Genomic DNA, 17,514 nt, shown 5'->3' with positions numbered 1-17,514 from the left:
CCATGCTCCTCCCCATGGCCGACCCGACGCCCGTGTTCGACGACCTGCGTGCCGAGAGCGACGAACTCGACCGGCTCGTCGCCGAGTTGGATCCGGAGCAGTGGACGCTCCCGACCCCCGCCCCCGGCTGGACCATCGCCCACCAGATCGCCCACCTCGCATGGACCGACCGCGCGTCCCTGCTCGCGGTCACCGACGAGGACGGATTCCGCGCCCTGGCCGAGAAGGCCCTCGCCGCCCCCGACTCCTTCGTCGACGAGGGCGCCGAGGAAGACGCCCGGCTTCCGCCCGCCGAACTGCTGCCCCGGTGGCGTGAGGGACGTACCGCACTCGACGCGGCACTGCGCACCGCCCCGCCCGGTGCCCGCTTCCCCTGGTACGGCCCACCCATGTCGGCCGCGTCCATGGCCACCGCCCGTCTCATGGAGACCTGGGCCCACGGCCAGGACATCGCGGACACGCTGGGTGTGGTGCGCCCACCCACGGACCGGCTCCGGCATGTGGCGCGCATCGGTGTGCGGGCTCGGGACTACGCCTTCGGGGTACGGGGACTGACCCCGCCCGCCGACGAGTTCCGCGTCGAACTCACCGGCCCGAGCGGCGACCCGTGGGCCTACGGCCCCGAAGCCGCCCGCCAACGCGTCACCGGCCCCGCCCTCGACTTCTGCCTCCTGGTCACCCGACGCGCCCACCGCGCCGACCTCGCGGTACACGCCGAGGGCCCCGACGCCGACCGCTGGCTGGACATCGCCCAGGCGTTCGCGGGACCCCCGGGTGCCGGGCGCCCACCGAAAGGGGACGCGGGTTGAGGACTCTGCGCATCGGCAACGCCTCCGGCTTCTACGGCGACCGCTTCGACGCCATGCGCGAGATGCTCACCGGCGGCGAACTCGATGTCCTCACCGGCGACTACCTCGCCGAGCTGACCATGCTCATCCTGGGCCGGGAGCGGCTGAAGGACCCCGGCGCCGGATACGCCCGTACCTTCCTGCGGCAGCTGGAGGAGTGCCTGGGGCTGGCCCACGAGCGCGGCGTGAAGGTGGTGGCGAACGCCGGTGGGCTCAATCCCGCCGGACTCGCCGACGCCGTACGGGAGTTGGCCGCCCGCCTCGGCCTCCCCGTACGTGTCGCCCACGTCGAGGGCGACGATCTCACCGCCGCCCACCCCGGCGCCCTCGCCGCCCACGCCTACCTGGGCGGCTTCGGCATCGCGGCCTGTCTGCGGGCGGGCGCGGACGTCGTCGTCACGGGGAGAGTGACGGACGCGGCGCTGGTCACCGGGCCCGCCGCCGCCCACTTCGGCTGGACGCCGACGGACCACGACCGGCTCGCGAGGGCCGTCGTCGCCGGGCACGTGCTGGAGTGCGGGACGCAGGCCACCGGCGGCAACTACGTGTTCTTCACCGACCACGACGTACGACGGCTGCACCACCCCGGCTTCCCGCTCGCCGAGATCGACGAGGACGGCACCGCCGTCATCACCAAGCACCCGGGTTGCGGCGGCCTCGTCGACATCGGCACGGTCACGGCCCAGCTGCTGTACGAGACGGGCGGCGCCCGGTACGCGGGACCCGACGTCACCGCCCGCCTCGACACCGTACGGCTCAGTCAGGAAGGACCGGATCGCGTACGGATCGAGGGCGTACGGGGCGAGGCCCCGCCCCCGACCCTCAAGGTCGGCCTCAACCGGCTCGGCGGCTTCCGCAACGAGGTCACCTTCGTCCTCACCGGCCTCGACATCGAGGCCAAGGCCGGGCTGGTGCGACAGCAGATGACGAACGCGATGGCCAAGTCACCCCCCAAAGACGTCCGTTGGGACCTCGTCCGCACCGACCGGCCCGACGCCCCGACCGAGGAGACCGCGAGCGCCCTGCTCCGGCTCGTCGTCCGGGACCCGGACCAGCGGGTCGTGGGGCGGGCGCTCAGCGGGGCCGCCGTCGAACTGGCGCTGGCCAGCTACCCCGGCTTCCATGTGCTGACACCACCAGGAAAGGGCGCTCCCTATGGCGTCTTCGAGGACGTGTACGTCCCCCATGGCGCCGTCGACCATGTGGCCGTCCTCCACGACGGAAGCAGGATCCCCGTGGCGCCCGCCCACGAGACCGTCGTACTCGACGCCCTCCCGGAGCCGCCCTTGCCGGAGCCGCCGCCGAACGGGCCCCGGAAACGCGCCCCCCTCGGCCTCGTCGCCGGCGCCCGCAGTGGCGACAAGGGCGGGAACGCCAACGTCGGCGTCTGGACCCGTACGGACGACGCCTGGCGCTGGCTCGCCCACGAGCTGACCGTCGACCGCTTCCGGCAACTGATACCCGAGAGCGCCCAGTTGAACGTCACCCGGCACGTCCTGCCCAACCTCCGCGCCCTCAACTTCGTCGTCGAGTCGATCCTCGGCGAAGGCGTCGCCGCCCAGCACCGCTTCGACCCGCAGGCCAAGGCCCTCGGCGAATGGCTGCGCTCCCGCCACCTGGACATCCCGGAGGCCCTGCTGTGACCGTCCTGACCTCGGCCGTCGACCCCGACAGCCCCGACCACCGGGCCAACCGCGAGGCCATGCTCGCCAAGCTGGACCAGCTGTCGGCCGAGCACGCCAAGGCCCTCGCGGGCGGCGGCGACAAGTACGTCGAACGGCATCGGGGGCGCGGCAAACTCCTCGCCCGCGAACGCGTCGAGCTGCTCCTCGACCCCGACACCCCCTTCCTGGAACTGTCGCCGCTGGCCGCCTGGGGCAGCGACTACACCGTCGGCGCGTCCCTCGTCACCGGCATCGGAGTCGTCGAGGGTGTCGAGTGCCTGATCACCGCCAACGACCCGACCGTGCGCGGCGGCGCCAGCAACCCCTGGAGCCTGAAGAAGGCTCTGCGCGCGAACGACATCGCGCTCGCCAACCGCCTCCCCTGCGTCAGCCTCGTCGAGTCCGGCGGCGCGGACCTGCCGTCCCAGAAGGAGATTTTCATCCCCGGGGGCGCCATCTTCCGCGACCTGACCAGACTGTCGGCGGCGGGCATCCCCACGGTCGCGGTCGTCTTCGGCAACTCCACGGCCGGAGGGGCGTACATCCCCGGCATGTCCGACCACGTGATCATGGTCAAGGAGCGCGCGAAGGTGTTCCTCGGCGGGCCCCCGCTCGTGAAGATGGCCACCGGCGAGGAGAGCGACGACGAGTCCCTGGGCGGCGCCGAGATGCACGCGCGCGTGTCGGGCCTCGCCGACCACTTCGCCGTGGACGAGCAGGACGCGGTACGGCAGGCCCGCCGCGTGGTGGCCCGCCTCAACCACCACAAGGCGTACGACGATCCCGGCCCGGCCGCCCCGCCCAAGTACGACGAGGACGAGCTCCTCGGCATCGTCCCAGGCGATCTGCGCACCCCCTTCGACCCACGCGAGGTCATCGCCCGCCTCGTCGACGCCTCCGACTTCGACGAGTTCAAGCCGCTGTACGGGACGAGCCTGACGACCGGCTGGGCGACCCTGCACGGCTACCCCGTAGGAGTGCTGGCGAACGCCCAAGGCGTCCTCTTCAGCGAGGAGTCGCAGAAAGCCGCCCAGTTCATCCAGCTCGCCAACCAGCGCGACATCCCGCTGCTCTTCCTGCACAACACCACCGGCTACATGGTCGGCAAGGAGTACGAACAGGGCGGCATCATCAAGCACGGCGCGATGATGATCAACGCGGTGAGCAACTCAAAGGTCCCGCACCTGTCGGTCCTCATGGGCGCGTCCTACGGCGCCGGCCACTACGGCATGTGCGGCCGCGCCTACGACCCCCGCTTCCTCTTCGCCTGGCCCAGCGCCAAGTCCGCCGTCATGGGCCCCCAGCAGCTCGCGGGCGTCCTCTCCATCGTGGCCCGGCAGTCGGCGGCGGCGAAGGGACAGCCGTACGACGAGGAGGCGGACGCCGCCCTGCGCGCCATGGTGGAGCAGCAGATCGAGTCCGAGTCGCTGCCGATGTTCCTGTCCGGGCGGCTGTACGACGACGGCGTCATCGACCCCCGCGACACCCGAACCGTCCTCGGCCTGTGCCTGTCCGCGATCCATACGGCGCCCTACGAGGGCGCGCGCGGCGGCTTCGGCGTCTTCCGGATGTGAGAGGCCCCATGATTTCGACCCTTCTCGTCGCCAACCGAGGCGAGATCGCCTGCCGTGTCTTCCGCACCTGCCGTGAGTTGGGAATCCGGACGGTCGCCGTGCACTCGGACGCCGACGAGAACGCCCTCCACGCGCGCGTGGCGGACGCGACGGTACGGCTGCCGGGCTCGGCGCCCGCCGACACGTACCTGCGCGGCGACCTGATCGTGAAGGCGGCCGTCGCCGCCGGAGCCGACGCCGTGCACCCCGGCTACGGCTTCCTCTCCGAGAACGCCGACTTCGCCCGCGCCGTCCTCGACGCCGGCCTGGTGTGGATCGGCCCGCCCCCGGAGGCGATCGAGGCGATGGCGTCCAAGACGCGCGCCAAGCAACTGATGGGCCTGGAACCCCTGCGGGAGGTCACCGAGGCCGACCTGCCGGTGCTGGTGAAGGCGGCGGCGGGCGGCGGCGGGCGCGGGATGCGGATCGTCCGCCGGCTCGACGAGCTGGACGGCGCACTGGAGGGGGCACGCGCCGAGGCGGCGAGCGCCTTCGGGAACGGCGAGGTCTTCGTCGAGCCCTACATCGAGGACGGCCGCCACGTCGAGGTACAGATCCTCGCCGACACACACGGCACGGTGTGGACCCTCGGCACCCGCGACTGCTCCCTCCAGCGACGCCACCAGAAGGTCATCGAGGAGGCCCCGGCACCGGGCCTGCCCGAAAGCCTCACGCGGGAGCTGCACGAGCTGGCCGTACGCGCCGCCCGCGCCGTCGACTACGTCGGCGCCGGCACGGTCGAGTTCCTCGTCGCCGACGGCAAGGCGCACTTCCTGGAGATGAACACCCGCCTCCAGGTCGAACACCCCGTCACCGAAGCCGTCTTCGACCTCGACCTGGTGGCCCTCCAAGTCCGCGTCGCCGAAGGCCACCCCCTCGAAAACGACCCCCCACACGCGCGTGGCCACGCCGTCGAGGCCCGCCTCTACGCCGAGGACCCGGCGAGCGACTGGTCCCCGCAGACCGGAACCCTGCACCGCCTGGCCGTCCCGGAAGACGTCCGCCTGGACACCGGCTACGAGGACGGCGACCCGATCGGCATCCACTACGACCCCATGCTCGCCAAGGCCGTCGCCCACGCCCCCACGCGCGCGGAGGCCATCCGCAAACTCGCCGGCGCCCTGGAACGAGCGGCGATCCACGGCCCCACCACCAACCGCGACCTCCTCATCCGCTCCCTGCGGCACAAGGAGTTCACCACCGCCCGCATGGACACCGGCTTCTACGACCGCCACCTGGCCGACCTCACCGAAGCCGCCCCCGACCCCCACGCTCCCCTGGCCGCCGCCCTCGCCGACGCCCACGGCCGCTCCCGCTTCGGCGGCTGGCGCAACGTCCCCTCCCAGCCGCAGACCAAGCGCTACACCATGGCCGGCGAGGAACACGAGGTCCACTACCGGCACACGCGCGCGGGCCTGGAAGCGGACGGCGTCCGGGTCGTGCACGCCGACGCGCGTCTCGTCGTACTCGAAGTGGACGGCGTACGAAGGAAGTTCGAGGTGGCGCGGTACGGCGACCAGATCCACGTCAACACCACCACCCTCACCGCCCTGCCTCGCTTCCCCGACCCGACAGCACAACTGGCGCCGGGCTCCTTGGTGGCACCCATGCCGGGCACGGTCGTACGGATCGCCGAGGGAGTGGCCGTAGGGGCCGGGGTGCAGGCCGGAGAGCCCCTCCTCTGGCTGGAGGCGATGAAGATGGAACACAAGATCACAGCACCCCTCACGGGCACGCTCACGGCCCTCCACGCCGTACCTGGCCAACAGGTGGAGCCAGGCTTGCTGCTGGCGGTAGTACAGCCAACCTCTTAGGGGCGCGGGGAACTGCGCGACCAGCCCCACACAACCCGCACCCGGGAAGGAGCCCCATGCCCCCCACCACCGAATCCGAAGAACACAAGGCCCTACGAGAAGCCGTAGCCGCCCTCGGCAAACGCCACGGCCGCAACTACAACCGAGAAGCACTCTGGTCCGAGGCAGCCAAACTCGGCTACCTCGGCGTCAACCTCCCGGAGGAACACGGCGGCGGAGGTGGCGGTATAGCCGAACTCTCCATCGTCCTCGAAGAACTCGGCGCCGCAGGCTGCCCCCTCCTGATGATGGTCGTGTCCCCCGCCATCTGCGGCACGGTGATCGCCCGCTTCGGTACCGACGCCCAGAAGCACCGCTGGCTGCCCGCGCTGGCGGATGGCACCGCCACCATGGCCTTCGGCATCACCGAACCGGACGCCGGCTCCAACAGCCACCGCATCACCACCACGGCCCGCCGCGACGGAGCCGACTGGCTCCTCACCGGCCGCAAAGTCTTCATCTCCGGCGTCGACGTAGCGGACGCAACCCTCATAGTCGGCCGTACAGAAACTGTGTCCGATAAAGAGGGCCGCACCGGCCGCCTCAAGCCCAGCCTGTTCATCGTCCCGCGCGACGCCGAAGGTTTCACGCGGCGCCGGATCGAGATGGAGCTCCACACCGTGGAGCAGCAGTTCGAGCTGACCCTCGACGACGTACGGCTCCCCGCCGACGCCCTCGTAGGAGACGAAGACGCAGGCCTCCTGCAACTCTTCGCCGGCCTCAACCCCGAACGCATCATGACGGCCGCCTTCGCGATCGGCATGGGCCGCTACGCGCTCTCCCGAGCCGTCGATTACGCCCGCGACCGCACCGTCTGGAACGCCCCCATCGGCGCCCACCAGGCCATCGCCCACCCCCTCGCCCAGGCGCACATCGACCTCGAACTCGCCCGCCTGATGATGCAGAAGGCCGCCTACCTGTACGACTCCGGCGACGATACGGGCGCCGGGGAGGCCGCCAACATGGCCAAGTACGCGGCCGGCGAGGCCTGCGTGAAGGCCGTCGACCAGGCCGTGCACACCCTCGGCGGGAACGGCCTCACCCGCGAGTTCGGGCTCGCCTCGTTGATAACGGCCGCGCGCGTGGCTCGTATCGCACCGGTGAGCCGGGAGATGATTCTCAACTACGTCTCCCACCAGACGCTCGGCCTGCCGAAGTCGTACTGACCCGGCTACTGACGGCTACCGATCGGCATCGTGTCGCGCGAGGAGGAACCATGTTCCGCAGCGAGTACGCAGACGTCAAAGCCATCGAACTCCCCATCCACGAAGCGGTTCTCGGCCGGGCGGCCGAGTTCGGTGACGCACCCGCCCTGATCGACGGCACCGACGGCACCACCCTCACGTACGAACAGCTCGACCGCTTCCACCGGCGGACAGCCGCCGCCCTCGTCGAGGCAGGCGTCCGCAAGGGCGACGTCCTGGCCCTGCACAGCCCCAACACCATCGCCTTCCCGACCGCGTTCTACGCCGCCACGCGCGCGGGGGCCTCCGTCACGACCGTGCACCCGCTGGCCACACCCGAGGAGTTCGCCAAGCAGCTCACCGACTCCGCCGTCCGCTGGATCGTCACCGTCTCGCCGCTGCTGGAGACGGCACGCAGGGCCGCCGAACTCGCCGGCGGGGTCGAGGAGATCTTCGTCTGCGACAGCGCCCCCGGACACCGCTCCCTCATCGAGATGCTGGCCTCCGCCGCGCCCGAACCACACGTCCCCATCGACCCCGTGGAAGACGTGGCCGCCCTGCCGTACTCCTCCGGCACCACCGGCACCCCCAAGGGCGTGATGCTCACCCACCGGCAGATCGCCACCAACCTCGCGCAGCTCGAACCCGTCATGCCGGCCGGCCCCGGCGACCGCATCCTCGCCGTCCTGCCGTTCTTCCACATCTACGGCCTGACCGCGCTCATGAACGCGCCCCTCAGGCTGGGCGCCACCGTCGTGGTCCTCCCACGCTTCGACCTGGAGACGTTCCTCGCGACCATCGAGAACCACCGCATCACCGGCCTGTACGTGGCCCCGCCGATCGTCCTGGCCCTCGCCAAGCACCCCGTGGTCGCGCAGTACGACCTGTCGTCCCTGAACTACATCATCAGCGCCGCCGCCCCCCTCGACGCCAGGCTCGCCGCCGCCTGCTCCCAGCGGCTCGGCCTGCCCCCGGTCGGCCAGGCCTACGGCATGACGGAACTGTCCCCCGGCACCCACGTCGTCCCCGTGGACGCCATGCGCGACGCGCCCCCCGGAACCGTCGGCAAGCTCATCGCCGGAACCGAGATGCGCATCGTCTCCCTCGACGACCCCGACAAGGACCTCGGCGCCGGCGAGTCCGGCGAGATCCTCATCCGCGGCCCCCAGGTCATGAAGGGCTACCTCGGCCGCCCCGACGCCACCGCCGCGATGATCGACCCGGACGGCTGGCTGCACACCGGAGACGTGGGCCATGTGGACGAGGGCGGCTGGCTGTTCGTCGTCGACCGCGTCAAGGAGCTCATCAAGTACAAGGGCTTCCAGGTCGCCCCCGCCGAACTCGAGGCCCTGCTCCTCACCCACCCCGGCATCGCCGACGCCGCCGTCATCGGCGTCTACAACGACGACGGCAACGAAATCCCCCACGCCTACGTCGTCCGCCGGCCCACCGCCACCGACCTCTCCGAAGGAGAGGTCATGATGTACGTCGCCGAACGCGTCGCCCCCTACAGGCGCGTCCGCCACGTCACCTTCATCGACGGCGTGCCCAGGGCCGCCTCCGGCAAGATCCTCCGCCGCCAACTCAGGGAGCGCACGTGACGGCCGCCCTGACCCACGCCACCCACGAACGCGGCATCACCACCCTCACCCTGGACTCGCCGCACAACCGCAACGCCCTGTCGGCCGCACTCGTGCACGAGCTGGCGGACGCGTTGAAACAGTGCGACAAGGACGGCCACGTACGCGCCGTCGTCCTCACCCACACCGGCAACACCTTCAGCGCGGGCGCCGACCTGCGCGACCCACCCAAACCCAAGGCCCTCGTCGCCCTGCTACGGCGGATCATCAAGCTGCGCAAGCCAGTCGTGGCCCGCGTCACCGGCCACGTACGGGCGGGCGGCCTCGGCCTGCTCGGCGCCTGCGACATCGCCGCCGCCTCCCACACCGCCACCTTCGCCTTCACCGAGGTCCGCATCGGAGTCGCCCCGGCAGTGATCTCGCTCCCCCTCCAGCACCGCGTCGACCCCCGCGCCCTCGCCCGCTACTACCTCACCGGCGAGACCTTCGACGCCACCGAGGCCGCCCGCATCGGCCTCCTCACCACGGCCGGCGACAACGCGGACGTCGACGAGGTCCTGGCCCCCATCCTGGACGGCCTGCGCCGGGCCGCCCCCTGGGCCCTGGCCGAGACGAAACACCTGCTCACGACCAAGGTGCTGGAGGCCTTCGACGAGGACGCGGGGTACCTGACCTCGGTCTCGTCCCGTCTCTTCGCCTCCGCCGAAGCCCGCGAGGGCATGGCGGCCTTCCTGGAACGACGGGATCCCCCATGGGTGCTATGAACATGGGCGCGGTGAACACGGACGCGGTGAACACGGGCGCCGCTGTCACCAACGGCCGCGTCACCAACGACCGTGTCCCCAAACAGGACCGCAGCCGAGCCACCCGACAACGCCTCCTGGAGGCCGCCGTGGCCTGCCTCGCCGAACACGGCTGGGCGGGATCCACGGTCGCCGTCGTGGCCGAACGCGCCGGCGTCTCCAGAGGCGCCGCACAGCACCACTTCCCCACCCGCGAGGACCTCTTCACGGCGGCCGTCGAGTATGTGGCGGAGGAACGCTCGACAGCCCTGCGCGCCCTGTTCCCGCAGGGCGAGACAGGCGACCGCCGGGCGGTCGTCTCGGCCCTCGTCGACCTCTACACCGGCCCCCTCTTCCGGGCCGCCCTCCACCTCTGGGTCGCCGCCTCCAACGAGGACCAACTACGCCCCCAGGTCACGGAGCTGGAGGCCCGCGTAGGCCGCGAGACCCACCGCATCGCGGTCGACCTCCTGGGCGCGGACGAGTCCCGCCCCGGCGTCCGCGAAACGGTCCAGGGGCTGCTGGACATGGCCCGGGGCCTGGGACTTGCGAACCTCCTCACCGACGACCGGGGCCGCCGGGAACGGGTCATCGCCCAGTGGGCGGCACTGCTGGACGAGGCACTGGACTGATGGGCCGGCCGCCGGGCCGCGTCACGCGGAACCGCTCAGCCCCGCATGACGCATCCCCGACAGCCGGGCCCGGGCCCGGCTAGCGGCCGGCGTCCGCGATCTCCTCGTAGCCCTCGATCTCGCGGGGATCCCGCGTGCCCGGACCGACATAGCGGGCGGACGGGCGCACGAGACGGCCCGTGCGCTTCTGCTCCAGGATGTGCGCCGACCAGCCCGCCGTACGGGCGCAGGTGAACATCGACGTGAACATGTGGGCCGGGACCTCGGCGAAGTCCAGCATGATGGCCGCCCAGAACTCGACGTTCGTCGCCAGGACGCGGTCCGGGCGGCGGTTGTGGAGTTCCTCCAGGGCCGCCTTCTCCAGGGCCTCGGCGATCTCGAAGCGGGGCGCGCCGAGTTCGCGGGCCGTGCGGCGCAGCACGCGCGCGCGCGGGTCCTCGGCGCGGTACACCCGGTGGCCGAAGCCCATCAGGCGTTCGCCCTTGTCCAGGGCCTGTTTGACGTAGGCCTCCGCGTCGCCCGTCCGCTCGATCTCCTCGATCATGCCGAGGACGCGGGAGGGCGCGCCGCCGTGCAGCGGGCCCGACATGGCTCCTACGGCACCCGAGAGCGCGGCCGCGACGTCCGCACCCGTCGACGCGATGACGCGGGCCGTGAAGGTGGAGGCGTTCATGCCGTGCTCTGCGGCCGACGTCCAGTAGGCGTCGACGGCCGCCACATGCTTGGGGTCCGGCTCGCCGCGCCAGCGGATCATGAAGCGCTCGACGACGGACTGCGCCTTGTCGATCTCCCGCTGCGGAACCATGGGCCGCCCCTGCCCGCGCGCGGACTGGGCGACGTACGACAGGGCCATGACAGCGGCCCGCGCCAGGTCCTCACGGGCCTGCTCGGCATCGATGTCGAGGAGGGGCTTCAGACCCCACACCGGCGCCAGCATCGCGAGCGCCGACTGCACGTCGACGCGGATGTCGCCGGAGTGCACGGGGATCGGGAACGGCTCGGCGGGCGGCAGGCCGGGATTGAAGGCGCCGTCGACGAGCAGGCCCCAGACGTTGCCGAACGAGACGTGACCGACCAGGTCCTCGATGTCGACGCCCCGGTACCTAAGTGCGCCGCCCTCCTTGTCGGGTTCGGCGATCTCCGTCTCGAACGCGACGACTCCTTCGAGTCCGGGTACGAAGTCGGACATCAGGCGGCTCCTCGTGATGTGTGCGACAGATGGCACCCAGTCGGATCCACGGTCGCGTCCGAAGCCCCCATGTTCGAAGCCCACGTCGAAGACTCGCGGTCCTGGGCGGTCACCCCGGTGATGCCCCCTGCGGCAGGCGGTCACCCAACCGGAATGGCACCAGCACCATATCTCCGAGTGCCACCTTTGGGGAGGGCTCGCGGCACTCAGTGCCACCACCGTGACGCGGACCACTCCGGCGCCCGGCATACGGCAAGATGACGACGTGACCGACCGAGACGCCGCCCTCGATCCCTCTCTCGACCCCTCCCTGGACCCCACCGCCCCCGACCCCGCGTCGATGCGCAAGCAGTACCGGGCCGAGGGCTTCGCCGAGACCGACCTGGCCGCGACCCCTGTCCAGCAGTTCGCGCGCTGGTTCAAGCAGGCCGCGACGGAGGGCCACCTCTTCGAGCCGAACGCCATGATCGTCTCCACGGCCGACGCCGAGGGTCGGCCCAGCTCCCGCACGGTGCTCCTGAAGCACTTCGACGAGCAGGGCTTCGTCTTCTACACCAACTACGACTCCCGCAAGGCCCGCGACCTCGCCGAGAACCCGTACGTCTCCCTGCTCTTCCCCTGGCACCCGATGGCCCGCCAGGTCATCGTCACGGGCGTCGCCCGCCGCACCGGCCGGGACGAGACCGCCGCCTACTTCCGCACCCGCCCGCACGGCTCCCAGCTCGGCGCCTGGGCCAGCACCCAGTCCTCGGTGATCGCCTCGCGCGCGGACCTGGACGCCTCGTACGCCGAGCTGACCGCCCGCTACCCGGAGGGCGAACAGGTCCCGGTCCCGCCGCACTGGGGCGGCTTCCGGGTGGCCCCCCAGGCGGTGGAGTTCTGGCAGGGCCGCGAGAACCGGCTGCACGACCGGTTGCGGTACGTGGCGGAGACGGACGGGAACTGGCGGGTGGAGCGGCTCAGTCCGTGAGCCGACGAGCCTCACCCGGGTGGCCTCGCTCGGGGGCAGGTCAGAGAAAGTGCCCGCTGGCGAGGTAGGGCGCCGGAACAGGCATGCCCCGGACGGCGATGTAGCCTTCCTGGCCGATGTCGAGACGTGCGGCCAGCCCGACATCGATCGCCCACGCGTTGGGGGCCGTGATGCAGTTGACCAAGGTTGTCCCCTGTGCCGAGGCCAGGGCTTCCCACAACAGTTTCTGCGCGGTCTCCGGGTGCGCGGCGGCCAGCAGTGACGCTTGTCCCTGGTCGTCGAGGTAGGCGTATCCCGGCCTCGCTCTGTCCCGGCATACGACCAGCCGCAGCGTGCCGAGCATGTATCCGTGGTCCGGGCCGTGGCCCGCGACACGCAGGTCCTGGTCCAGCTGGTCCATCCACTCGAAGTCGTCTGCCCGGCCCTCCCCGAGGCCGTCGATGACGGGGAGCGTGGACCGGTCCACGGTGCCGACCATCCGCATCTGCGGGTGGAGCGAGAAGTCCGCCATCCGATACCGACGTGTGGCACCGGGGTGGACGCTGGACGAGAAGATGCCCGGTCGCCCGCCGGCGTGGGCGAGGGCGGCGTCCAGCAGTCGCTTCCCGACGCCCTGTCCCTGATAGCCGGGCAGCACTCCATAGGTGGCGAGGAACCACAGACCCGCGCGATTCTGCGAGATGGCGAACCCCACCGCTCTCTCGACGCCCGCATCCTCACCGACCGCGACCCAGCACCCTCCCGGGTCAACGCTCAGGAAGAAGCGCATCCGGTCGATCCACCGCTTCGAGTCAGCCGCCGACCGCGGCTCGGGTTCCGGATCGCTGACCCGTCTGGTGGTTCGCTCCGCCTCGGAGAACGTCACCGCCGAAGCCCGCTCCGCCGAAGGGAGATCGTCCTCTCGCATCGGCCTGACCTGCACAGAGTCCATCACTTCAGCGTAAGGATCAGCCAGGCCGGGGCGCATTCGGTTTTCCGACGCCGCAGGCGAACGCGAACGCAGACGACCCGCGAGCTCGGGTCCCTCCGCCTGACGGCGGGGGAGCCGGCCGGACGTACCGGCGAGCTCGCGGGTCGGGTGACTGCGTTGGATTCGGCCGGCTGCGTGTATCTCGTACACGCTGGTCCGGCACCGCACTGTGTGGGGCGAAGGGCCGCTAGCCCGCAGCCACCTCTTCCGTCCGGTATGAATTCATCTGCCGAACCACCTCCCTTCCGAAGTGATAGTCACACTAAGAAGCTGCAGGGTCCGGAGCAACCAGTTTTCCGAGATGTTGACGGAGCTCATTCGGACCGGAAGGCCATCGTGTGCGTCTTGTCGAGCCCCATGGCCTCGCGGTTCCACATTGTGCGCGCACCCGACCAGGGATGCACTGGTCTGCCGAGGGTCCCCAGCGCCTTTACAAGCTGCCAGAGGGTCGCGTTCATCGCGGTAGCGTCGTTGAGCGGTGTCCTGGCTTGCCGGAGGATCTTCGCGAGGCGGGCGAGGCGGGCGAGGCGGGCGGGGCGGTCGGCGAGGAAGACCTCGACGGGCATGTTGTCCTTGGCCTTGTTGCAGGGGACGCAGGCTAGGACGAGGTTGGAAATGCGATTTGAGCCCCCTCGGCTGCGGGGTCTGAGGTGCTCGACGTTCAAGGGCACGCCCGTGGCGTCGCAGTAAGCGCAGGCGCTGTTCCACTTGGCGTGGAGGTAGGCGCGGGATTCGATCCCGGCCAGAGTTCCTCGCTGGTACTCCACCCCGGCGAAGGGCCTGCCCGTACTCATGGAGTGGACGTCGAAGGCAACGTGTTCCACATGAATTTCAGTGACCGGTGCGTAGCGGCAGAGGCGAGACGCCAAGGAGTAGGCGGTATCGACACGGTGGCGTAGGGAGGGCGGTAGCCATCCTGCTGGACGGGGCCGGTTGTCCGGACGGGGTGCTCGGTAGCGGCGGTTGGCGGAGCGGCGCCTGTGCCGGTAGCCCGCGCGCTGCCGCATGCACAGGCGGATCTGTTCACCGCGGTGCTGGAGTTCAACCGAGACCAACCCCCGCCTGACGGTGATCACAACTCCTTGCCCGTCGACTTCCTTCTTATCGTCGGTGAGGGCGAGGCCGGTTCCAGAGTGGCTTCCCGTCCTTGGAGAGGACGAAGACCCTGCTTGCGCCGACACCGCCCGCGTACGCCGGATTGTGCGTGGAAGCGTCACCGCCCCCGTTCTCTGCCGCCTCCGCTGCCGTGGCAACGTGCTTGGCGTGACGCCGACGGGCCTCGGTGCCGTGCCCGTCGGTCTCCCCTCGCCCATGTTCCCTGCCGGTGCCCCGCCCGATGGCGGGGTGTCCCTGAGCCGTTTCGTCCCTTCTCCCAGGGGTGTCTGCTCCCACGGATTCCAGAGCAGGCTGCTGAGGAAGCACAGCCTCGTGGGTCTGCTCGCCTGCGGGAAACGTAGTCATCTAGGGCACCTCCTTGATCTTCAGATCTCGATGACTGGGGCTGGTCAGCCGGCAACCTTGCGGTCGGGGAGCGACTGACCTCGCACGTCCGGGTACCGAAAACGCTAGCGATCAAGCTGCGGGCGAACGGCTGAATCCACCTATGGCGCTCATTCGTGCGAAAGGATCCAATTCGTCGAACGCGCAGCCGATCTTGCTGCTGGTGCGATGTGCATTAGACGTGTGTGTGCCGTTCACCTAGCGTTCCGCGCATGACTGACATGACTGACATGACTGACATGACTGACATGACTGAGACGAGTGAGGTCCGGCGGGCGATTCTCAGCGGGTCCACCTTCGAGGACCAGATCGGGTACGCCCGTGCCGTGGTCGACGGGGACTGGGTGCACGTGTCGGGGACCACCGGGTACGACTACGCGACGATGACGATCTCGGACGATGTCGTCGAACAGGCCGAGCAGTGTCTGCGTAACGTCGGGGCGGCGTTGGCGGAGGCGGGGTGTTCGTTCGCGGATGTCGTGCGGGTGCGGTATCTGCTGCCCGAGCGGGAGGACTTCGAGCCGTGCTGGCCGGTGTTGCGGCGGGTGTTCGGGGAGGTGCGGCCGGCGGCGACGATGATGGTCTGCGGGCTGGCGGATCCTCGTATGCGGTTCGAGATCGAGGTGTATGCGCGGAGGGGGAGCGGCGATCGTGTCTGACCATCCGGACCATCCGGACCATCCGGATCTTCGGGATCTACGGATCGAGCCGGTGAAGGGTGACGTGATGCTCGAGCAGTGGCGGCACGTGCACAACGTGATCGTTCCGCCCGCCGCGATGGATCTGGAAGACGTACGGCAGCGCAGTGCGCGCTACCTGCTGGAGAACGCGTATCTCGGTGACGTCCTCGTCGGCTGCTCGACCGTCCGGCCGCCAGAGGCGGAGGCAGGGACGGAGGGCACCACGGCGACGGTGATCGCTCGTGTGCTGCCCGAGTACCGCGGGCGCGGATTCGGCACGGCGCTGTACGAGAACGGGCTCGCGCACGCGCGCGTGCTCGGCGCCCGGGTGGTCGAGACCTGTGTGTTGGCCGCCAATGTGGAGGGCGTCCGGTTCGCCGAGAGGCGCGGCTTTGTCGAGATCGAGCGGTATGTGCTGGATGGCGAGAGCGATCTGTGGCTTGACCTGCGGCTGGAGCCGTCCGCGGCCTAGGCTGGAGGCGGCGTCGCGTTTCCGGCGGACAACGATTGCTTCAATCTTGTGGGAACTCGGTGTGTGCTGCGTCACGTTCCAGTTAGATGATTGCTAGTGAGCGTACCGACGCGCTGTATGTGCGGACGCAGCTTGGCAGGGGGTCCAGGTGAGTGCTTCCCGGCGTAGTGGGATCACGGACGAGCTCGGGCCGGAGCCTGGGCGGGACGGTCCGGAGGGTTCGGGCGGTTCGGAGGGCTCGGGCGGGTCCGATCTGCTGGCCGCGCTGCTGGACGGGATGGACGCCGCCTTGTGCGCCTTCGACGCGGACGGGGTGGTGACGCACTGGAACCGCGAGGCCGAGCGGATCCTGGGCTGGACCGCGGCGGAGGCCGTGGGGCGGCAGGGGTTCGCGGGGTGGGCCGTGCGCAGTGCGGATGCCGAGGAGGTCGAGGGGCGGCTGATGTCGGCGATGCACGCCCCGGGGCGGCAGGTGGACGAGTTCGCGTTGCTGACGAAGGACGGCGGGCGGGTGCTCGTACGGACGCAGTCGGCGGCCGTGCGCGGGCCCGACGGGAAGCCGGCGGGGGTGTACTGCGCGTTCAGCGAGGTGCACGCGCAGATCGACCTGGAGCGGTCGATCGCCTTGAGCGAGGCGCTGTTCGAGGATGCGAGCTGGGGTGTGGTGCTCGTCGACGCCGATCTGCGGCCCGCCGTGGTGAACGCGCATGCGGCGCGGGCGTTGGGGATCGGGCGTACGTCGGTGCTGGGGCGGCCTCTCGGGGAGTTGCTCGCGCAGGGTGTGGAGGAGCTGGAGAGCGCGCTGACGCACGTGCTGGCGGAGGGCGCGCCGCCCGCTCCGGCGGAGATCTGGGTGAGTGTGCGGACGCCGGACGGTGAGAAGCGGCGTTGCTGGCGGTGTGGGTTCGTACGGCTGGCCTCGCCGCTCGCGGAGGAGCCGGTGCCGCTGGGTGTCGGCTGGTTGTTCCAGGACGTGACGGAGGCCAAGCAGGGCGAGCAGGAGGGGTCGCTGCTGCGGTTCCGTACGAATCAGTTGCACCGGGCGGCGCGGGCGGCCGCGGAGTGCGAGGACCCGGGGGAGGCGGCCACCGTTCACTTGGACTTCGCGCTGGCCGGGTTCGCCGACCATGCGCTGATCGACCGGGTGGCGGGTGGTTCGGTGGCGGACGGGGCGGAGGCGGGTCCGGTGCGGCTGGTGCGGGTGGCGGCGACGCCCTCCGGGGCGCCGGGGCCGAGTCTGATCACCGGGCAGGCAGGGTTGCCCGTGCGGTACGCGGAGGGGCATCCGGCGTTGCAGTGCGTGGACCGGATCGGGCCGGTGCGGGCGAGCGTGGGGTCGGTGCCGGCGGCGGAGGCGCGGGAGTGGGCGCTGGCGCGGCAGTGGCCGGCGGACGCGGTGCACGCGTTGTGTGCGGTGTTGCGGAGTCGGGGGCGGACGTTGGGTGTCGTGACGTTTCTGCGGGGGGCCGGGCGGAGTCCGTTCGAGCGCGGGGACGCGGTGTACGCGGAGGATGTGGCGGTTCGGATCGCGTCCGCGCTGGATCTGGCCGAGGTGATGGGCCGGGAGTAGGGGCCTT

At 70.7% G+C, this 17,514-nt stretch carries 15 protein-coding genes; 12 read left to right on the top strand and 3 right to left on the bottom strand.

From position 1 onward, the window contains the following. Positions 1-14 precede the first annotated feature (14 nt). The 8 genes from Q4V64_RS23000 to Q4V64_RS22965 are packed head-to-tail and all read left to right on the top strand — an operon-like array spanning position 15 to position 10,156. On the top strand, positions 15-809 hold the full coding sequence (locus tag Q4V64_RS23000; RefSeq protein WP_124441269.1) for a TIGR03084 family metal-binding protein: 795 nt from the start codon (positions 15-17) through the stop codon (positions 807-809). Further along, positions 806-2,491 carry an acyclic terpene utilization AtuA family protein gene (locus tag Q4V64_RS22995; protein WP_124441270.1) on the top strand — a complete coding sequence of 562 codons (1,686 nt, stop codon included), beginning with the start codon at positions 806-808 and terminating at the stop codon, positions 2,489-2,491. Before Q4V64_RS23000 ends, Q4V64_RS22995 begins: the two co-directional genes overlap by 4 nt. After that, positions 2,488-4,086, top strand: coding sequence for a carboxyl transferase domain-containing protein (locus tag Q4V64_RS22990; protein ID WP_124441271.1), 1,599 nt, complete (start codon positions 2,488-2,490; stop codon positions 4,084-4,086). The genes Q4V64_RS22995 and Q4V64_RS22990 overlap by 4 nt, the downstream gene beginning before the upstream one ends. Positions 4,087-4,094: 8 nt before the next feature. After that, entirely contained in the window at positions 4,095-5,939 is a 1,845-nt protein-coding gene (locus Q4V64_RS22985; protein ID WP_124441272.1) for a biotin carboxylase N-terminal domain-containing protein, read from the top strand. 56 nt (positions 5,940-5,995) lie between these two features. Beyond that, a complete protein-coding gene (locus Q4V64_RS22980) occupies positions 5,996-7,144 on the top strand; it encodes an acyl-CoA dehydrogenase family protein (RefSeq protein WP_124441273.1) in 1,149 nt (382 codons plus the stop codon). 50 nt (positions 7,145-7,194) lie between these two features. Next, positions 7,195-8,763, top strand: a complete 1,569-nt coding sequence (locus Q4V64_RS22975) for a 4-coumarate--CoA ligase family protein (RefSeq protein WP_124441274.1) — start codon at positions 7,195-7,197, stop codon at positions 8,761-8,763. Then, entirely contained in the window at positions 8,760-9,506 is a 747-nt protein-coding gene (locus Q4V64_RS22970; protein ID WP_253267064.1) for an enoyl-CoA hydratase family protein, read from the top strand. The genes Q4V64_RS22975 and Q4V64_RS22970 overlap by 4 nt, the downstream gene beginning before the upstream one ends. Continuing rightward, a complete protein-coding gene (locus tag Q4V64_RS22965; RefSeq protein WP_253267065.1) occupies positions 9,494-10,156 on the top strand; it encodes a TetR/AcrR family transcriptional regulator in 663 nt (220 codons plus the stop codon). The genes Q4V64_RS22970 and Q4V64_RS22965 overlap by 13 nt, the downstream gene beginning before the upstream one ends. A gap of 79 nt (positions 10,157-10,235) precedes the next feature. Here the strand turns inward: Q4V64_RS22965 and Q4V64_RS22960 are convergent, their stop codons facing one another. Beyond that, positions 10,236-11,345, bottom strand: a complete 1,110-nt coding sequence (locus tag Q4V64_RS22960) for a citrate synthase 2 (protein ID WP_124441275.1) — start codon at positions 11,343-11,345, stop codon at positions 10,236-10,238. A gap of 340 nt (positions 11,346-11,685) precedes the next feature. Between Q4V64_RS22960 and pdxH the strand changes: the two genes are divergently transcribed. Next, positions 11,686-12,315: a pyridoxamine 5'-phosphate oxidase gene (pdxH, locus tag Q4V64_RS22955; RefSeq protein ID WP_172629287.1), complete on the top strand. Its 630-nt coding sequence runs from the start codon at positions 11,686-11,688 to the stop codon at positions 12,313-12,315. Positions 12,316-12,355: 40 nt separating this feature from the next. On the opposite strand, the gene Q4V64_RS22950 is transcribed toward pdxH, so the two are convergent. Both Q4V64_RS22950 and iscB read right to left on the bottom strand, forming a co-directional pair. After that, on the bottom strand, positions 12,356-13,246 hold the full coding sequence (locus tag Q4V64_RS22950; protein ID WP_253267066.1) for a GNAT family N-acetyltransferase: 891 nt from the start codon (positions 13,244-13,246) through the stop codon (positions 12,356-12,358). 353 nt (positions 13,247-13,599) lie between these two features. Continuing rightward, positions 13,600-14,598, bottom strand: a complete 999-nt coding sequence (gene iscB, locus Q4V64_RS22945; RefSeq protein WP_124441277.1) for an RNA-guided endonuclease IscB — start codon at positions 14,596-14,598, stop codon at positions 13,600-13,602. Positions 14,599-15,033: 435 nt separating this feature from the next. Between iscB and Q4V64_RS22940 the strand changes: the two genes are divergently transcribed. The 3 genes from Q4V64_RS22940 to Q4V64_RS22930 all read left to right on the top strand — a co-directional run bounded on the left by Q4V64_RS22940 (position 15,034) and on the right by Q4V64_RS22930 (position 17,507). Then, positions 15,034-15,444, top strand: coding sequence for a RidA family protein (locus tag Q4V64_RS22940; RefSeq protein ID WP_124441334.1), 411 nt, complete (start codon positions 15,034-15,036; stop codon positions 15,442-15,444). 67 nt (positions 15,445-15,511) lie between these two features. Further along, a complete protein-coding gene (locus tag Q4V64_RS22935) occupies positions 15,512-15,937 on the top strand; it encodes a GNAT family N-acetyltransferase (protein ID WP_253267073.1) in 426 nt (141 codons plus the stop codon). 148 nt (positions 15,938-16,085) lie between these two features. Continuing rightward, the gene (locus Q4V64_RS22930; protein WP_124441279.1) at positions 16,086-17,507 is read left to right on the top strand and encodes a PAS domain-containing protein; all 1,422 of its coding nucleotides are present in this window, start codon (positions 16,086-16,088) and stop codon (positions 17,505-17,507) included. Positions 17,508-17,514: the final 7 nt, after the last annotated feature.

It is taken from the genome of Streptomyces sp. NL15-2K (assembly GCF_030551255.1).
Classification (GTDB): Bacteria; Actinomycetota; Actinomycetes; order Streptomycetales; family Streptomycetaceae; genus Streptomyces.
Note: the sequence above shows the minus strand (reverse complement) of the source record. Positions and strands in the feature narration are given on the sequence as shown.